The following is a 17,396-nucleotide window of genomic DNA, read 5'->3' on the forward strand; positions in this document are numbered from 1 at the left end:
GGGCGACTCACCCGGAATCGCTTCCCTGTTCATCTTGTTCTCGTCACCAATCGGGGCGAAATTGAGACACAGTATCGAAAAATGCGTGAACGATCCCGCAGGCATGGCCGATGTCGCCGCAGGGCCGAGCCCGGGGGATTGCGGTCAGCCCGCCGCCAGCCGGGCCAGAACCCGCTGGCGGCCCAGCGCGCTGTCATGGTCCGAAACGGCGAGCAAGGGCGCCAGACGGCGCAGCAGCGCGTCTTCCTCCGGGTCTCGGTCGCGGTCGATCAGCACGATCTCCCACAGCGCCTCCATCAGCCGGATGCGCTCGTCCTCTTCCATGGCGAATTTCACCACCCGGGTGAAGCGCACGATATCGGCGGCGGCGGCCTGTGCGGCCTCGCCCTTTTCGCACAGCAACTCGGCCTCGGGATGTTCGAGCCCGAACATGTGTTCCAGAAGCGCGACGACAGCGCGGCGCTCCTCGGGCTTGTATTGGTCGTCGGCGCGGGCGGCATCGACCAGCAGCGCGGCGACGGCGACATCGGCGGAAACCTCGGACCGCGGGGCGGCATCGGGACGGAACAGGCTGCGAAGGGCGTCAATCATGCCCCCAAGATGCGCGTTCCGGCCGCCGGGGACAAGCGCCCCCGCGACACGCCAGCGTGAGGCCCCTGCCCCGCCGGACCTGGCACCTAGGCGCGGGAGGACGGCAGCGTCTCCTGCAGAGAGCGCAGCTTGCCCTCCAGATGCGCGGCCAGCAGCTGCCCCAGCCCCTCGGCATCGCGGGCGGTGAGCGCCGCCAGGATCTCGCGGTGTTCCTCGATCGCGTGCTGCCAGCGGGTGCGGGACATGTTGGCCATGAAGCGCGCGCGCCGCACCCGGCCCGAGAGCGAGCGATGCGTGCCGATCAGCGCCTCGTTGCCGCTGCCCTGCAGGATCGCCTCGTGAATCGCCTGGTTGGTGCGGAAATAGGCGCTGATGTCGCCCGCCTCGTATTCGGCCTCCATCCGGGCCTGAAGATCGGCGATGGCGGCGATGCCCGCCTCGGTCATCCGGGCCGCGGCCTTGCGCCCGGCCAGCGATTCCAGCGCCATCAGCACCTCGAAGACCTCGGCCAGCCCCTCGGCGCTGATCTCGGCCATGCGCACGCCGCGGTTGGGCGTCCAGGTCAGCAGGCCTTCGGAGGCGAGCACCTTCAGCGCCTCGCGCAGCGGCGTGCGCGAGACGCCATAGGCACTGGCCAGCGCCTGCTCGTTCACCTTCTCGCCCGGCTTCAGCGGGCCTTCGGTGAAATAGCTGCGCAACTGCTCGACCAGCTGGTCATGGAGCGAGGGGCGGTGGATCGGCTGGAGCAAGGTCATCGGGTCCGCTGGGGCTGCGATCATTGTTTCCTGCATTTCCGGGCAAGACAAGGGGAGCCCGTCGCGAATTGAATGCTTGATTCTGTATTTTGAATACAATATGCACGATTCTCAGGGAAGACAAGACGATCCGGCCCGTTGCGGCCGGAGGGGGAGCCAAGACATGACCGGACGCCATCACCTGTTCATTCCGGGGCCCAGCGCCCTGCCCGATGACGTGATGCGGGCCATGGACCGGCCGACCATCGACCACCGCGGCCCGGCCTTTCAGGCGCTGGCCCATGACGTGCAGGACGGCCTGCGCTGGATCTTCGGCTGCGCGGGGCCGGTGGTGACTTATCCCGCGTCCGGCAGCGGCGCCTGGGAGGCGGCGCTGGTCAACACGCTGTCCCCGGGCGATCAGGTGCTGATGTATGAAAGCGGGCAATTCGCCAGCCTCTGGGCCGAGATCGCCGGGCGCCTGTCGCTCAAGGCCGAGATCCTGCCGGGCGACTGGCGCCGGGGCGCCGAGGCCCAGCGCATCGAGGACCGGCTGCGCGCCGATCCCGGGCACAGGATCCGCGCCGTCTGCGTGGTGCATAACGAGACCTCGACCGGCTGTACCGCCGACATTCCGGCGATCCGCGCCGCCCTCGACGCGGCCGGGCATCCGGCGCTGCTGATGGTCGATACGATCTCGTCCCTGGGCTCGATCCCCTACCGCGCCGATGACTGGGGCGTGGATGTGACGGTCGGCGGCTCGCAGAAGGGGCTGATGCTGCCGCCCGGGATTTCCTTCAACGCGCTGGGGCCGAAGGCGCTGGAGGCGGCGAAGACCGCCACCCTGCCCCGCTCGTACTGGGCCTGGGAGCCGGTGATCCGCCTGAATGCGGACGGCTTCTTCCCCTACACGCCCGCCACCAACACGCTGTTCGGCCTGCGCGCCGCGCTTGCCATGATGCGGGCCGAGGGGCTGGAGGCGATCTTCGCCCGCCACCGGCGCCTGGCCCGCGCGACGCGCGCCGCCGCCACCGCCTGGGGGCTGGAGCTGCAATGTGCGGTGCCGTCCGAATATTCCGCGGCCCTGACGGCGCTTCGGGTTCCCGAAGGCGCCTCGGCCGACCGGCTGCGTCAGGTGGCGCTGGCCTCGTTCGATCTATCCTTGGGTAACGGGTTGGGAAAACTCGCCGATCGCGTGTTCCGCATCGGCCACCTCGGGCATCTCAACGACCTGTCGCTGATCTCGGCGCTGGCGGGGGTGGAAATGAGCCTTGGCCTCGCCGACATCGCCCACCAGCGGGGCGGCGTGGCGGCGGCCATGGGCGTCATGGCCGAGGCACAGCGGCAGGGAGAACCGGCATGAGAACGCATCGTCTGGTCCGGGAAATCCCCGTCGAAAGCCGTTATGACATCCTGGTGGCGGGCGGCGGCCCGGCCGGCACGGCGGCGGCCATCGCCGCCGCGCGGCTGGGCGCCCGGGTGCTGCTGGCCGAGGCGCAGGGCTGCATGGGTGGCATGGGCACCTCGTCCTATGTCACCACTTTCGGGCCGATGGGCGACGGCGAGAAGGCGCTGGTCGGCGGTTTCTGCCGCGAGCTGGTGGAATCGATGCACCAGCGCGGCTATCTCGGCCCCGGCGTGACGCCCGATTTCTGGCACAAGCATTACAACCGCTGGATCCCCTTCCACCCCGAGGGGCTGAAGCGCCTTCTGGACGAAAAGGCCACCGAGGCGGGTGTCGACGTGCGCTATTTCACCCGGGTCATTGATTGCGAGACGGACGGCCAGCGGATCACCGGCGCCGTGCTGAGCAATGTCGAGGGCTATAGCTTCGTCGAGGCAGGCGCCTTCATCGATTGCACGGGCGATGCGGCGCTGTCGGCGCTGGCCGGGGCGGAATGCAAGGTGGCGGGCATCGACTGGCCCGATACCGCACCCGGCACCCTCTGCTCGCTGGTGGGCGGGGTCGACTGGGACGACCCGGCCTATCAGGGCGGGGTCGAGGCGATGGATGCGGTGAAGCTGCGGGTCCGCAAGGAGATCCTGCCGCAGGCGGTGGCGGACGGCCATTTCTCGGAACATTTCCGCTTCATCCCCGGCATGAACAAGCTGGGCGAGAGCATCGCCAACATCAACGCCGGCCATGTCTACGGGCTGAACGGTCTGGACAGCCAAAGCCTGTCCGAGGGGATGATGCGCGGCCGGGTCGTGGCGCAGGAGTTCGTGGATTTCTACCGCAAATACGTGCCGGGCTGTCAGGATATCGAACTGGTCTCGACCGCGCCGGTGATGGGCGTGCGCGACACGCGGCGGATCGTCGGCGAATTCACCCTGACCATCGAGGATTATCAGGCCCGCCGCCAGTTCCCCGATCAGGTCTGCGTCTACAACCGCCCGCCTGACAATCACCCGACGAACACCTCCGAGGCCGAATTCGAGCGTTTCAAGCGCGATTTCGAGGGCAACGGCAAGCTGGACCGCGGGGCCTCGGTCGGGATCCCCTATTCGATTCTGGTGCCGAAGGGGTGGGAGAACCTCTGGGTTGCCGGGCGCTGCCATTCCAGCGGGCACGCCGTCCACGGCTCGATCCGGGCGCAATCGGCGGCCTATATGATGGGTCAGGCGGCGGCGACGGCGGCCAAGCAATCGCTGGAGACGGGGCAGCCCGGCTGCGATCTGGATACCGAGGCGCTGGTCGGGCGCCTGCGCGCGCAGGGCTGCTACCTGCCGCAGACCGAGCTGAGCAAGACGATGACGCGCTGAAGGCAAGAATCACCCGCAGGGGTGAGGCATAAGGGGAGGAGACCACATGCCGAGAACTACCGTACTGGCCGGTCTGGCCGCGCTGACGCTGGGGGCGCCCCCGGCGCTGGCCGAGGACCGCTACGAAGGCGAGACGATCCGCATCGTCATCAACCTTGGTGCCGGGGGCTCGACCGGGGTGATGGCGCAGCTCTTCGCCAATCACTGGGCCGACCATATCCCCGGCAACCCCGATTTCATCGTCCAGCCGGTCACCGGCGGGGCCCAGATGGCCGGCATCATCGAGGCCCGCAACGCCCGCCCCGATGGCCTGACGCTGGCCTGGGTCAGCTGGTCGGGCCCGACCCGCGCCATCGGCCCGGCCTCGCAGAACGTCGACTGGTCGGATTTCGAGGTGATCGCCGGGATGGGCGTGCCGACCATGGCCTATATGCGCAACGACGTGGGCGGCGCCACGGTGACCGGCCCCGCCGATCTGCCCGGCCTCTCCGGGCTGCAGCTGGGCGGCTACCGGCCGGGCTCGTATCTCGACCTCATAGGGCGGATGTCGCTGGACCTGCTGGGGATCGAGTATGGCTACACCACCGGTTTCGGCGACGGGTCGAGCATCGTGGCGGCGCTCCAGCGCGACGAGGTGAATTTCCACGTCACCCCGGCGGGCAATTACTTCGGCGGGATCGAGGACAACGTGGTCGGCGCCGGGATCGGCCTGCCCTTGTGGTATTACGAACTGGCGGGGCCGGATGGCCAGCCGGTCGGGCTGGAGGGTTTCGGCGACATGCCGAGCTTTCGCAGCGTGGTCGAGGATCTGACCGGCGCCCCGCCCGAGGGTCCGCTCTATGACGCCATCGAATGGCTGAACCAGGGCATGGCGGGCACCACCTGGCTGATCGCCGCACCGCGCGGCGTCGATGCCGAGACGCTGGCGCTGCTGCGCGAAAGCTTCGCCGCCACCGTCGAGGAGCCCGCCTTCCGCGAGGCGGCGACGGCGACCGCGGGCTCGGTGCCGGTCTTCACCGGCCCGGCGCAGATGGAGACGATGATCGACGGGCTGCGGGCGGTCGATCCGGCGATTGCCGAAACGGTCACCTCCTATATCGCCAGCGGCACGCAGTAGGCGGGCCGCCGATGCGGCGCGGCCCCGCCCGTGCCGCATCGACGCCCTGGCAGGGGCCGGGACCGGGCGCGCGGCCATGGTGGGATGAAATCCCACCCTACGGGCGCCTGTAGGGTGGGATTTCATCCCACCGTCGCCCGCCCCGCAGCGGCCGCGCACCGGGGCACCACGACTTTCACCACGGGCAGGGGAGGCCCCGAGCATGATCGACGCATTCCTGAGCGGTCTGGGGCTGGTCTTCACCTGGCCCACCCCCCTCTATCTGGGTCTGGGGGTGCTGTTCGGCCTCTGGCTGGGCGCGGTGCCGGGCCTGGGCGGGATCACCGGCGTGGTCATCATCCTGCCCTTCACCTTCGGCATGGACACAGTGCCAGCGCTGGCCCTGATCCTCGGCGTCTTTGCGGTGACCGCCACCTCGGACACCATCGCCTCGGTCATGCTGGGCATCCCCGGCACCGCGGCCTCGCAGGCGACGGTGATGGACGGCTATCCGATGGCGCAGAAGGGTCAGGCGGCGCGGGCCTTCGGCGCGGCCTTCACCGCCTCGGCCATCGGCGGCGTGCTGGGCGGGCTGGCCATGGCGGCCTCGCTGCCCCTGATCCGGCCCTTGATCCTGTCTTTCGGCACGCCCGAATTCTTCCTGCTCGGCGCCTTGGGCCTGACCATGGTCGCCACGGTTTCGGGCGGCGCGGTCTCCAAGGGGCTGGCCGCCGCCGCCGCGGGCCTGCTGCTGAGCCAGGTCGGTTTCCCGGTGGCCAGCGAGGAGCCCCGCTACTGGTTCGAGATCATGTATCTGATCGACGGCTTCCCGCTGATCCCGGTGGTGCTGGGCCTCTTCGCCCTGCCCGAGATGCTGGACCTCGCCGTGCGCAATGCCTCCATCTCGCGCGTGGACCGGGACGAGACGGAATCCCTGACCGCCGGCATCCGCGACGCGCTGAGGAACTGGTGGCTGGTGATCCGCTGCTCGTGGATCGGCATCTATATCGGCATGCTGCCGGGCCTCGGCGGGATGATCGCCGATTGGGTCGCCTATGGCCATGTCGCGCAGAGCAAACGCGCGCCGGGCGAGCCGGAATACGGCACCGGCAACGTCCGCGGCGTCATCGCGCCCGAAGCCGCCAACAACGCCGTCCTCGGCGGGGCGCTGATCCCGACCGTCGGGCTGGGCATCCCCGGATCGGCCTCGATGGCGATCCTGCTTGGCGCCTTCACCATCCTCGGCCTCGCACCGGGCCGGGCGATGCTGAGCACCCAGCTCGACATCACCTTCTCGCTGGTCTGGATGCTGATCGTCGCCAATATCTTCGGCGCGGGGCTGCTGATGATCGTCAGCCGGCAGATGGCGCGTCTGTCGTTCGTCAGCGGGCATCTGATCGTGCCGGGGGTGATCCTGTTCGTCTTCATGGGCGCCTGGCTCGACACGCCCAGCATCGCCAGCTGGCTGACCGTGCTGGGCTTCGGCGCGCTGGGCTATCTGATGAAACGCGGCGGCTGGCCGAGGCCGGCGCTGGTGCTGGGCTTCGTGCTGGGGCCGGTGATGGAAAGCTCGCTGGTGCTGTCCTGGCAGAGCTTCTCGCCCGCCGACCTGCTGGCGCGGCCCCTGTCCATCGCGCTGGCGGTACTGCTGGTCGTGGCGCTGGTCTTCGCCATCCGCTCGACGCTGAAGGCGCGCGACGTGTCGTCGCTGCGCGCCGCCAGCCGGGCGTTGGGGGGACATCCGGCCTCGATCTTTCTGGGTCTGGCGCTGAGCGCCACCTTCCTTGCCGCCATCGCCCCGGCGCTGGGCTGGCCGCCCTCGGCCCGCCGCTTCCCGCTGGTCATCGCCCCGCTGGGCGCGCTCTTTGCCGCCGTGGCGCTGGTCACCGACCTGCGCGCCTGGCCCAAACGCCCGGCCAGCGAGGGCCGCGGCCCCGACCCCGAGACGCTGAAAAGCGCGGGGTTCCTGCTGGCCATCGGCGCCATGATCGCCACCGCCTGGGCCTTTGGCCAACCCGTGGCGCTGGTGGGCTTCGTCGCGCTCTACCTCGGCCTGGCCACCCGCCACCGGATCGGCTGGACGCTGCTCTATGCGGCCGGGGCGGCGCTGGCGCTCTATGTCATCTATCACCGCGTGCTGCATGTCCGCTGGCTGGAGCCCGCGCTGGCCCTCTGGGGCTGAGGCCGGGACCACCGGCATTCGTGGCAAATTCTCCGCATTCTCCGGCGAGGTGTTGAGACTTCGTAAATGACGACCGGCGATAAGGGGACGGTATCCCGCGCGGAGGGCCAGAAGGCCCGACTGCCATAGCCCGGGACGGCGACCGCATCCTTCACCCCCGGCCCTGCCCCATGACCCTTACCGACCCCATTGCGCGCGCCGCCCTGGCCGCCAGCCGCTTCGGGCTGGGCGCCCGTCCCACGACCCTGCAGGACATTGCCTCGGACCCGCGCGGGGCACTGGTGCAGGAACTGACTACAGGCTGGGTGCGGCGCCTGCGCGGCACCCAGTTGCCCGATCCGGCCCAGGCCGCCGCGACCGGCGCATCGGGCAGCTTCACCGATTACGAAGCGATCAACCGGGCCGAGACGATCGCCGCCTTCCACAAGCGCGTCTTCGCCCCGGTCGGCTTCTTCGAGCGGCTGGTCATGTTCTGGTCCAATCATTTCAACATGTCGGTCGAAAAGGCCGCACTGGTGCGCGGCATGCGCGGGGTGGTCGAACGCTACGTGATCCGCGGCACGGCGACGGGCCCGTTCGAGCGCATGCTGACCGCGATCCTGACCCAGGCGGCGATGCTGTGCTACCTCGACAATCAGGACTCGATCGGCCCCAACAGCCTGATCGGACTGCGGCGCGGCGCGGGCGTCAATGTCAACCTGGCGCGCGAGGTCCTGGAACTGCACACGCTGGGCTATGGCGCGGGCTATACCGAGGGCGACATCCTGCAGATGGCCTATATCCTCAGCGGCCACAGCTATGTCCGCGGATGGGAGGCCGACCGCAACCTGAACGGCGGCAGCGATGCGACCCGCGGCCAGTACATCTTTCGCGACGACTGGCACGAACCGGGGCCGCGGCGCGTTCTGGGCCGGCGCTATACCGGGCGCGCGGGGCAGCTGACCGCGGTGCTGACCGATCTGGCCCGGCATCCGGCCACGGCACAGCACCTCGCCTTCAAGCTGGTGCAGCATTTCCTGACCGACACCCCCACGCCCGAGATGGTCGATCCCATCGCCCGCGCCTATCTCGACAGCGAGGGCGACCTGATGCAGACGGCGCTGGCCCTCATCGACCTGCCACAGGCCTGGACCCTGCCCCAGACCAAGCTGCGCACCCCCTATGAGCTGATGGTGGCACAGGCCCGGGCGCTCAACCGGATGTGGCACGATGACGACCTCTGGCTGCTGTTGCAGATCCTCGACGCGCTGGGCCACCGGCCCGGCTTTTGGGAGACGCCGGATGGCTTTCCCGACGAGACCGCGCATTGGCTCTCGCCCAACGGGCTGCGGATCCGGGGCGACGCGCTGCAGAAGGCCACCCAGATCCTGCTGAACCGCGCGCCCCTGACCCTGCCGCCGCGACGGCTGGCCGCCCGGGTGCTGGGCCCGGCGCTGAGCGTCGAGACCGCCACCGCGCTGCGCGCCGCCACCGATCCCGTGCAGGCGCTGACCCTCCTCTTCATGGCCCCGGAGTTCCAACGGAGATGACCCGCCCCCTGCCCTTGCCCCATGACTGTGCCGACCACCTCCTGTCGCTGACCCGGCGCGGGCTGATGGGGCTGTCGGTCGGCCTGTTTTCGTCGGCCTTCCTCGGCGAGCGGGCCCGCGCCAACACGCTGAGCGAGGCGCGGCTGCTGATCGTGATCCTGAGGGGCGGCATGGACGGGGCGTCGCTGCTGGTCCCGGCCTTCGACCCGGCCTATTACGCGGCGCGGGGCGCGCTCGCCGTCCCGCCCGAGGCGGCGCTGGCCCTGTCGGGCGGCTTCCTGCTGCATCCGGCGATGCGCGACCTGCAGGCCCTCTATGCGGCGGGTGAGGCCGCCTTCGTGCCCGCCGTCGGCCTGCCCCTGCAGACGCATTCGCATTTCGAATGCCAGGAGGTGCTGGAAAACGGCCTCGCCGGGTCGCGCCCCGGGGCCTCGGGCTGGGTCAACCGGCTGCTTTCGGTCCTGCCCGGGGGCGAGCCCCTGCGCGACGGACGGGTGCTGGCCATCAACAGCAACCCGCTGATCGTGCGCGGCAGCGAGCCGGTGCTCGACTGGTCCAGCACCTGGTTCCCGCGCCTCAGGCCAACGGCGCTGGAGCCCCTGCACCAGATCTATGCGGCCCGCGACCCCGAACTGCTGGCGATCCATCGGCTGGGGCTGGAGGTCGATGCCATGGCCGGGGCCGGTGGTTACCAGAACGACCCGACCCTGCCGCCGGTCGTCAACGGCTTCCGCGGCGCAGCGCGGCTGCTGACCACGGCGGGAGGGCCACGGGTGGCGGTGCTGACCATCGACGGCTGGGATACCCATGCCGATCAGGGGGTGCTGGAGGGGCACTTCGCCGAACGCCTCTCGACCCTTGACCGCGCTTTGGGGGTGCTGCGACACGATCTGGCCGGGGTCTGGGACAGCACGGCGGTGGTGGTGACGACCGAATTCGGCCGCACGATCCCCGCCAATGGCACCCGCGGGACCGACCACGGCGTTGGCATGCCGGTGCTGCTGGTCGGCGGCGCCGTGCGCGGCGGCATCCATGGCGACTGGCCGGGCTGCCGCCCGGCCGAGTTGCTTGACGGCTACGATCTGCGCCCGACCCTCGACCTGCGCTCGGTCTTCAAGGGGGTGCTCAGCGGTCATCTGGGGGTGGATCAGGCGCAACTCGACACCGTGGTTTTCCCCGACAGCGCCCAGACTGCCCCCACCCTGCACGGGCTGATCGTCGAGACCACCAGCCGCCGCCCGGCGCCGGCCGCGGATGCCCCGGTCCCGAGGCCGCTGACCGACGCCCAGTTGTCCGTGCCGACGCCGATCCTGGCCTATCGGCAGCAAAACGGCATCTTCGTGCCGTGACCCTTGGCAGGCACCGCGCCCGGCGGCGCCCGGCAGGGTCCGCTCAATTGGCGCTGATCGTCACCCCGCGCGAAAGAAAGACCTCGCCGATATCCATGAAGCGGCAATGGTAGCCGACAATGAAGCGCGGGCTCGTGGTAAATCCCGGAACCGCGCGTTCCTCATGGACGAGGAATTGAATCCCGGGCGGCTGAATCCCCTCGGCCGCGATGGCGAAAGCACGCCCGGCCACGTCCCGGACAAAGACATCGGCCTGATCCCGGTCCAATCTGATGCGGCGGAAATTCCGACTGGCGAGGCCTTCCTCCGACGAGGTCGCGGGCGCGACCACGCCGATCACCGACCAGACCGTCCGGGCCTGTTCCACCATCTCGTCCTGCAAATTGTCGAGGCAGAGGGAGATCAGCGTTTCCCGTTCGGGCACCGAGGCATGGATCAAGGCCGCGCGCCGCCGCTCTTCCTCGTCATGCAATTGTTCCCGGTAGGACTGCATCTGCGGTGAACCGCCATCGCTGGCGGAGATACCGGCACCGTCGCGCGGATCGGAAAACCAGAACAGAAACGCCGTCAGAATCGCGAGACCGACAAGAGAAACCTTCACGTTGCACCCAAACACCAAATACCAACACAGGTTGAGCTAATCGCATCCCCGATACGCGAACAAGAAGTATTTGTCGCAGGCGGCGGGGTTTCGGATCGGGGGTCGACGGCGGGAAAACCAGGCCGTCCATGCCCACAACGCCGGGACGACAGCCGAAATCGCCCGGTGAGATGCCGCAGCCCGCGCGCCGAGATCACGAGACGGGGGCGGTTCCGCGCCAGCCTCGGCCGGTCCTTGTGGCGAACGACACCAGGTCAGCTGACCCGGGCCACATCTTCCACGCGGGAAATTTTCTGGAAATACTGGTCGGAGTGAGAGGATTCGAACCTCCGGCCCCTGCCTCCCGAAGACATGGACAAGCCATTTGTTCCTGTTTTGGTCATTCTTTTCACCTGCTTTTGTTCACCCAAGCGCTCGCCGTTTTCCGCTGAAACTGTGCGGCCTCACAGTTTCCGACCCCGGGCTTCCAGGGCTCGCACTGTCGTTTGCTGATGGTCGGGATGATGGTGCGCATAGGTGCGCATCATCGTCTCGATGCTGACGCCGAAGAAACCGGCCGTCTCCCAGATGTCCGCTCCGGCTTGCATCGCCCAGGTGATTGCCGTGTGCCGCAGCGTGTGCGGTGTGACGCCGGTTTCGCCGAGCCCCGCTGCCTCGACCGCCGTCGCCCAGGCGGTCTTGATGCTGGCGACGCCATGTCCCTCATAGTCTACCACCCACCGCGCGCCGCGCTTCTTCCAGCGCCCCGCGTGCGCGACTATCTGGCGTGGAAGGCGAACAGGAGGTTGCTTCTTCGCTGTCTCGGCCTGTCCCTGCCCGCGCCGATAGAGCTTCCCTTGGTCAACATCGATCCAGCCGCCTGAGGTGTTCGGCATGTAGCGCAGCCGCAGAACTGCCGTCTTGCGGGTGCCAGTGTAGAGCGACACCAGGATGAAGCGCGAAAGGTGCTTCGCATCAGGATTGCGCCAGGAAGCCCAGATGAGCGCAGCCGCCTCCTCGCGGGTTAGCCAGCGGTCTTTGGGGTCTGGCTTGGCAGGTAGATGCACCTTCGGCGGGTTCAGCAACTGCCCCTCGCCCATGCAGAAATTCAACGCCGCCGCCAGGGTGCCCAGCTCACGGCGGGTGGTGCCCTCCGCCACCGGCAACCATTCCAGAACCTCGCCGGTGTCGGGGTGGCGCTTGCCGGGCTTCCTGCGGCCTCGGACATAGGCGCGGCACGTCTCTTTCGTGATGGCTGAGACCGGACGCTCGCCCCACCAGCGCACCAGCGCTGCAATGGCGTGGCCGATCCTCACCGGGTCTTTCGTCTCGCCCGCATGCCCCTCGCCATAGAGAGTTAGGGCCTCGGCCACCGTCATTTCGCCCGGCTGAGCGGGACCACCGGGGCGCTTGTCGCGGTCCGAGAGGTAGAGCGCGAGCGCCCTTTCAGCTTCGCGGCGATCCCGAGTGCCTGTTGAACGGTCCCCGCGTCCGGTGTCGCGGATGACCCAAAGGCCGGTGTCCTTGCGCTGGTACAGGCGCGGTCCCTTCGCTCGCTGCGGCATGAGTTCATGATCTCCGGAAGGTCGTTTGGATCGATGCGTTTGCGATTGCCAGCCATGATGAGCAACCCCAGGTCGCGCGCCACCCGCTCTGTCGTGGCGATCGGGAACGCCAGCCTTTCGGCAGCTTCCCGAACGGTGATGGTAAGCGGGGCAGTCATGACAATTAGTCCATTTCGTTTTCTTCAACCCAGTCGAATATGGGCCGCGGCAGTCTTTCAGCGAGAGCCCATCCTGCGAACCCAAACCCCATCGTTACATAGGGACCCCAGAGCTTCCTTTCCCTCGGCAACTTGCTGCCAGGCGCCGCAATGAATTTCGGACTGATTTCGAAGTCACCGTTTGCCCACACAATAAGCCCTTGCATGATAGAGGGCCGCTCGTATTCAAACGGGAGGAGACCGATCAAATCACGATGAACACCAACCACGCGGCCACCGATTCCCATTCCTGGATAACGACTTCGCGCTGCCCACGACCATGCCTCTGGCTGTCGGATCAAAGTCCTCGCAATCGCGTTGCCCGCATCGTCCGCAAAGCGAACCGAACTAGCCGGTCCAATTCCGAGCTCCGCGAAGCTCTGGATCACATAGTTCCGAGCCACGCCGATCAAGTCAAAGCGCGCATGCCCATGATGCCGCGGCGCATAGCCAGACCTGCGGTCATTTCGCTGATTGACCACCGTGCGCCCTGTGGCGATGGCGACCTCAGCAGGAGTATAAGGGGTAATGCGGATCGGCATGGGATAGTCCTATCGTGTATGAAAGCACATTCCTTTACATCCCGACCCGCGGTCAATGACACGCGTATCAATACACGGTTAATGTCTTTGACGTGCGCACCGTGCTCAGAACAGCTGGTCGGGATGCCTCAAGTCCCAAAAGCCTAGGCCTCGGGTCACGTACAGTCCGCCGCGCCGAAGCCTCGCGTCCGCCTGCCATTCATCGCGCTCGAAACTACCCTGCACGCTCCAATTGCCAGGAGTTCCGAGCGGGGCCGACCTGACATGCACGGCGACTCTGTTCGCGTCGTCAGGCCCATGACGCCGCACCAGGTCATGCAGAGCGCGGGCGTGATACTCGATCAGCTCGGCCGCGCTTGCTTGACCAGTGCGAGCAAGCGAGGGCATCGCCAGCGACAGGGCGGCGGCGCCCCTCAGGAGCTCACGCCGGTTCATGCGAGATCCCAGGCCAGCTGGTGCCAGCCTGCCCGGTCCTCCTGGTGAACGGTCTTCACCCAGCCGATGACCTCGGGGTCCAGGGATTGGTTGGGGATATCGACCCATCCCCGCCCGTCGCCCATGTTCACCCTTGTGGTGCCGAACTTCTCACCCCGGATAAGACGCCCGTCGCGCAAGACGTACTGATTGCCGTGGCTGATCCGATCGCAGGGATAGCAGAAGGCATAGGTGCCGGGACGACCTCGAACCTCGATCACGAAAGGTATTGTCGGGCTGGTGGCAACCTCGACGACCTCGCCGGTGAGGGCCAAGACTTCGCCGGGAGCCAGGACCGCCCCGCCAGCGGCGGCGAGCGCGCCAGCGCGCAGAAAGTCTCGCCGGTTCATGCTCCGTCCCCCATCAGCTTGACCGTGTGCCTCAGGGCGGTGCGCATATAGCTGCGCGCCTCGCGGATCGGCTGGGGGTAGCCCTTGGTGTTTTCCGTGGCGTCCAGCGCCAGGGCAAGCATGTCGTGGATTTCGAGCAGTCTTGCGGCAGGCAAGCCCTGTCCGCTATGGCTGGTGATAGCCATTCGCTGTTCCTCCTAAGAACAGGGTTTCGGTTAGGATCAGGGGGAAGGTGCAACTTTCCTCTGATCCGTTTCCGTGATAACTCGGTTTCTATGGTCGAGCAACAGAAAACTGTGATAACCCGAAAAGGCAAGCGCGGCCCCGCCCCAACCGGCAAAGGGACGCTGATAGGCCTACGGCTTCAGCCTGAACTTCTTGCTTGGGTCGACACCGAACGCGCCAAGCTCGACCCGGAGCCCAGCCGCCCGGAGTTCATTCGGCAGGTATTGGAAGATCACAGGGGTTGATCGAAGTCATGTCAACCAAGGCAGAATGTGAAGCGATGATCTGCCGCTGGGCACCTGTCTGGTGGGCTGACGCACAACGCAAGGGACGGGCTGACGAACCGCCAAGCTATTTTGCCTTCAGGGAGTGGATGGATCGCCGCCACCCCGCGCACCTTCGCTTCAGGTCCCGCACCGACCCCGAAAAATTGCTCTTCCAGTGGTTCCACGACACGCTCGGGAGAACAGACCTGCTCTAACCCCCTCCTAACTTCTTGCGCCGCGGCGCAATGATCGGAGAAAACGCGCGCTGGGAATGCAGAGCTGACCTAGTACCCGAAAAGGAAGGCAGCACTCGAGACAGCCATCTTTGCCCAAATCCCACCTTGGGGCCGTGTCATGATCCGAATCGGACCCGCTGGCGAACGTCACCTCACCGAGCGCATGGCACGGCGGCACTTCGAAGAGGCGCGGGCTGCAGGCCGCACGACGCCGACCGAGCATCGGGTTGCGGAGCAAGAAAGGCGCTAAGCGAACGGCAAGGTAGTGCGAGTCCGCGCGCACAAGCGCGGCAAACCAGGAGCTCGCGAGTTACCCGTCCGAGTGGTGGGGCCGCGGATAGAGCACTGAACGAACCGTCGACTCAGGTGTATTGCCCCAAGCCTGCGATAACAGGCCGACACACGATTCAGGCATCCACTGACGTTCGGACCAGGCGTGCAGCGTGAACTCTCCCGGCCCTTTCCAGACTTTCGGGCCGGGGGCGATGGATGGCCGGGGTCAGCCATTCTGCTACCAACGCGCCGAGGGTGGCGCCACCGTATGCTCAACGCGCGAAGGGCGACAGCCATTGCGTTCTGTCGCGCACTTTATCGAAGGCCAGAGTCTAGCCCTTGCCGCAGCAATGCTTGTACTTTTTGCCGCTTCCGCACGGACACTTCTCGTTCCGCCCAACTTTTCGCCGTGCCGCTCCTCGCAAGACATCCTTGGTTTTCACCAAGGGCGGCGCTGAAGCCATCAATGCTTCCAGTTCATAGTCGAATACGTGCTTCTGCCGCACATATGCGCCGAAACGTACCAGCTTGGTCGATGGATCAACATTGAGACCCAACCATTTGTCAGCCTTCTGATGATACTTGCGAAGGACCATGTGCTTTCGCAGAGAAGGCTCTGCAATGTATTGGGGATCAGAGTTGCAGTGGATGGTCAGGCCTGACGACCGATTTTCTATAGGTAGCGTTACGTCACCCCGTCCTCGTGCCGACATCCGTGAGACCAATGCCTCAACATCGTTGATCCCATCCTCTCCCATCTCCAGTAGAGACAGCCCCAACTCAACACAGAGCGCGTTTGGGTTTCGATCAACATCATCGATCACATGGCCGACAAAAGTATCTTCGAAACGCGTCAGCAGTCCTTCGGGAGTATCTTTGCCGGGAAGACCTTCCCGCCGCACGATCATGGCGGAATCAATATCGCTTGCCAGACTGTCATCTAGGTTCAAGAAATCATTTTCACTTTCGAGCCAAAGGTTCACTCTCAGGAAATACCCAAGCACCCCCAATTCGTTAGTCGTCATTATCCTATCGTAGTATAAGGAACGGCGCTCTAGGTAGGCTAAGACCCGAATGGGAGAGGGGACCAACTCCGAAATCACGTCCAAGGTGAATAGATCGACGCAAAGCGGATTTTCAAAGCATTCAGCAGTATTGGTTGCCAGGAACTGCCGAACTTGAATGCTCAGTGCCGGAAAGTGATCTGAAATAACCGTAATCGGGAAGACACGCTCTGGCCTCTGCAAGTCCACGACATTTCCGGCAGCGTCCTTTGCAACTACATCCGGATCTAGAAGCCCATCAAAACACACCCGGCACTGATCATATGCCTCCTGAATTGCGAGCTGGAAGTCTTTCTTGATTCTGACTAGGTTGCCGCTTCGGGAGGCGACCGTTAGCTTTTGTGACTTGCACTGACAGATGATCCCAACCTCACCAAACGATACGTAAACATCTATTTCGCCAACTTTGTTCACGCCTTTGTAAAGGTCCAAGTTCTGGAAGACATACTCCTCGCCGAAAATCCTTTTTAGGAAATCGAAGGTCATGGCCTCTGTGAAGTGGCCCTTATTCTGGGATGCCGCCGCTCTGTATGCCTCGTCTTGGTACATCCAGTGAGCCGGACACTCATAAATCGCTTCCATAAGGCTGACGTACTGAAAGAGAAAGTACTGTCCTTCTAAGAGGACGATGGGCTTTGCCGAAGTGATATTGAAGTCCGTTACTGATCGAAAGTTCGCATTTTCACTTTTGACATCACACGAGAATGCGGCGAAGAACCTCTTAATAGTTTTCAGGGGCAAACCCGAAGCACCACTCACTTCTTCCGGTACCAGCTCGAATGCCGGGAGCATCGTCCAAAGCGTAGGGTCAGTCTTCCTCAGATTTGCGAGGTGATCCATCGCCTTTCTTGATTGGATATCAACGATTGCATCGGCGATTAACTTGGCGTCTTTCAACGTGAAGCCCACGTTGCCTGCCAGCCATTGCTCATCCTGCTGGTAGCGAACTTCCGCGAAATCTTTGTACTGGAATGCATATGCGCTTTCGCTCGCATAAAACGCTGCTTCTCTAATTGCCACTCCGCTAGAAAGGGGTGAACTATGCGCCTTCAAGTCAGAGAAAGCGTCTGCGACCATGCATTGATGAATTTCTTCAAGCAAGCGCTCTGTTTGCTCTAGATAATTCACCATCACCGCTTGATCTGGGAGTTCAGTCGAACCTGCGCCTCCGAGTAGGCCGCCGATTAACGACGCGATTTCAGTTCTTATTAGACGCTCCGAAGTCTTCTTGTCAGCAAACAACTTACCGGTCATCTGATCTTTGATGCCGATCCAATTGTCCCGGAAACAGAACATCGCGATCGCATGAGCAAAGCCAGGAGCTCGGCAAACTTCCATCAACTCTTGAAAGCACTGTTCTTCGGATCGCACTAGCGCTGT

General features: G+C 65.3%; 14 protein-coding genes. 6 read left to right on the forward strand and 8 right to left on the reverse strand.

Annotated elements, in window-relative coordinates:
* Positions 1-144: 144 nt before the first annotated feature.
* Positions 145-591: a tellurite resistance TerB family protein gene (locus DDE23_RS20295; protein WP_107754919.1), complete on the reverse strand. Its 447-nt coding sequence runs from the start codon at positions 589-591 to the stop codon at positions 145-147.
* A gap of 86 nt (positions 592-677) precedes the next feature.
* The gene (locus DDE23_RS20300; protein ID WP_107754920.1) at positions 678-1,346 is read right to left on the reverse strand and encodes a GntR family transcriptional regulator; all 669 of its coding nucleotides are present in this window, start codon (positions 1,344-1,346) and stop codon (positions 678-680) included.
* A gap of 163 nt (positions 1,347-1,509) precedes the next feature.
* Here DDE23_RS20300 and DDE23_RS20305 point away from each other — a divergent pair, with 163 nt between their 5' ends.
* The 6 genes from DDE23_RS20305 (at position 1,510) to DDE23_RS20330 (ending at position 10,244) form a co-directional block, all read left to right on the forward strand.
* Positions 1,510-2,688, forward strand: coding sequence for a pyridoxal-phosphate-dependent aminotransferase family protein (locus tag DDE23_RS20305; protein WP_107754921.1), 1,179 nt, complete (start codon positions 1,510-1,512; stop codon positions 2,686-2,688).
* On the forward strand, positions 2,685-4,088 hold the full coding sequence (locus DDE23_RS20310) for an FAD-dependent oxidoreductase (RefSeq protein ID WP_107754922.1): 1,404 nt from the start codon (positions 2,685-2,687) through the stop codon (positions 4,086-4,088). Before DDE23_RS20305 ends, DDE23_RS20310 begins: the two co-directional genes overlap by 4 nt.
* A gap of 46 nt (positions 4,089-4,134) precedes the next feature.
* Positions 4,135-5,205 carry a type 2 periplasmic-binding domain-containing protein gene (locus DDE23_RS20315; protein WP_107754923.1) on the forward strand — a complete coding sequence of 357 codons (1,071 nt, stop codon included), beginning with the start codon at positions 4,135-4,137 and terminating at the stop codon, positions 5,203-5,205.
* 202 nt (positions 5,206-5,407) lie between these two features.
* Positions 5,408-7,366 carry a tripartite tricarboxylate transporter permease gene (locus DDE23_RS20320; RefSeq protein ID WP_107754924.1) on the forward strand — a complete coding sequence of 653 codons (1,959 nt, stop codon included), beginning with the start codon at positions 5,408-5,410 and terminating at the stop codon, positions 7,364-7,366.
* Positions 7,367-7,536: 170 nt separating this feature from the next.
* Entirely contained in the window at positions 7,537-8,895 is a 1,359-nt protein-coding gene (locus DDE23_RS20325; RefSeq protein WP_107754925.1) for a DUF1800 domain-containing protein, read from the forward strand.
* On the forward strand, positions 8,892-10,244 hold the full coding sequence (locus DDE23_RS20330) for a DUF1501 domain-containing protein (protein WP_107754926.1): 1,353 nt from the start codon (positions 8,892-8,894) through the stop codon (positions 10,242-10,244). The genes DDE23_RS20325 and DDE23_RS20330 overlap by 4 nt, the downstream gene beginning before the upstream one ends.
* A gap of 43 nt (positions 10,245-10,287) precedes the next feature.
* On the opposite strand, the gene DDE23_RS20335 is transcribed toward DDE23_RS20330, so the two are convergent.
* The 6 genes from DDE23_RS20335 to DDE23_RS25655 form a co-directional block, all read right to left on the reverse strand.
* Positions 10,288-10,737: a hypothetical protein gene (locus DDE23_RS20335; RefSeq protein ID WP_133239597.1), complete on the reverse strand. Its 450-nt coding sequence runs from the start codon at positions 10,735-10,737 to the stop codon at positions 10,288-10,290.
* 551 nt (positions 10,738-11,288) lie between these two features.
* On the reverse strand, positions 11,289-12,389 hold the full coding sequence (locus DDE23_RS20340) for a tyrosine-type recombinase/integrase (protein WP_107754928.1): 1,101 nt from the start codon (positions 12,387-12,389) through the stop codon (positions 11,289-11,291).
* A gap of 163 nt (positions 12,390-12,552) precedes the next feature.
* Positions 12,553-13,128 carry a hypothetical protein gene (locus tag DDE23_RS24960; RefSeq protein WP_133239598.1) on the reverse strand — a complete coding sequence of 192 codons (576 nt, stop codon included), beginning with the start codon at positions 13,126-13,128 and terminating at the stop codon, positions 12,553-12,555.
* A 431-nt stretch (positions 13,129-13,559) separates the two neighbouring features.
* Positions 13,560-13,952: a twin-arginine translocation signal domain-containing protein gene (locus DDE23_RS20350; protein WP_107754930.1), complete on the reverse strand. Its 393-nt coding sequence runs from the start codon at positions 13,950-13,952 to the stop codon at positions 13,560-13,562.
* A complete protein-coding gene (locus tag DDE23_RS20355; RefSeq protein ID WP_107754931.1) occupies positions 13,949-14,137 on the reverse strand; it encodes a hypothetical protein in 189 nt (62 codons plus the stop codon). Before DDE23_RS20355 ends, DDE23_RS20350 begins: the two co-directional genes overlap by 4 nt.
* Before the next feature lie 1,147 nt (positions 14,138-15,284).
* A complete protein-coding gene (locus DDE23_RS25655) occupies positions 15,285-17,387 on the reverse strand; it encodes a YecA family protein (protein ID WP_133239599.1) in 2,103 nt (700 codons plus the stop codon).
* Between the last annotated feature and the right edge of the window lie 9 nt (positions 17,388-17,396).

Source organism: Pararhodobacter aggregans, assembly GCF_003075525.1.
Lineage (GTDB): Bacteria > Pseudomonadota > Alphaproteobacteria > Rhodobacterales > Rhodobacteraceae > Pararhodobacter > Pararhodobacter aggregans.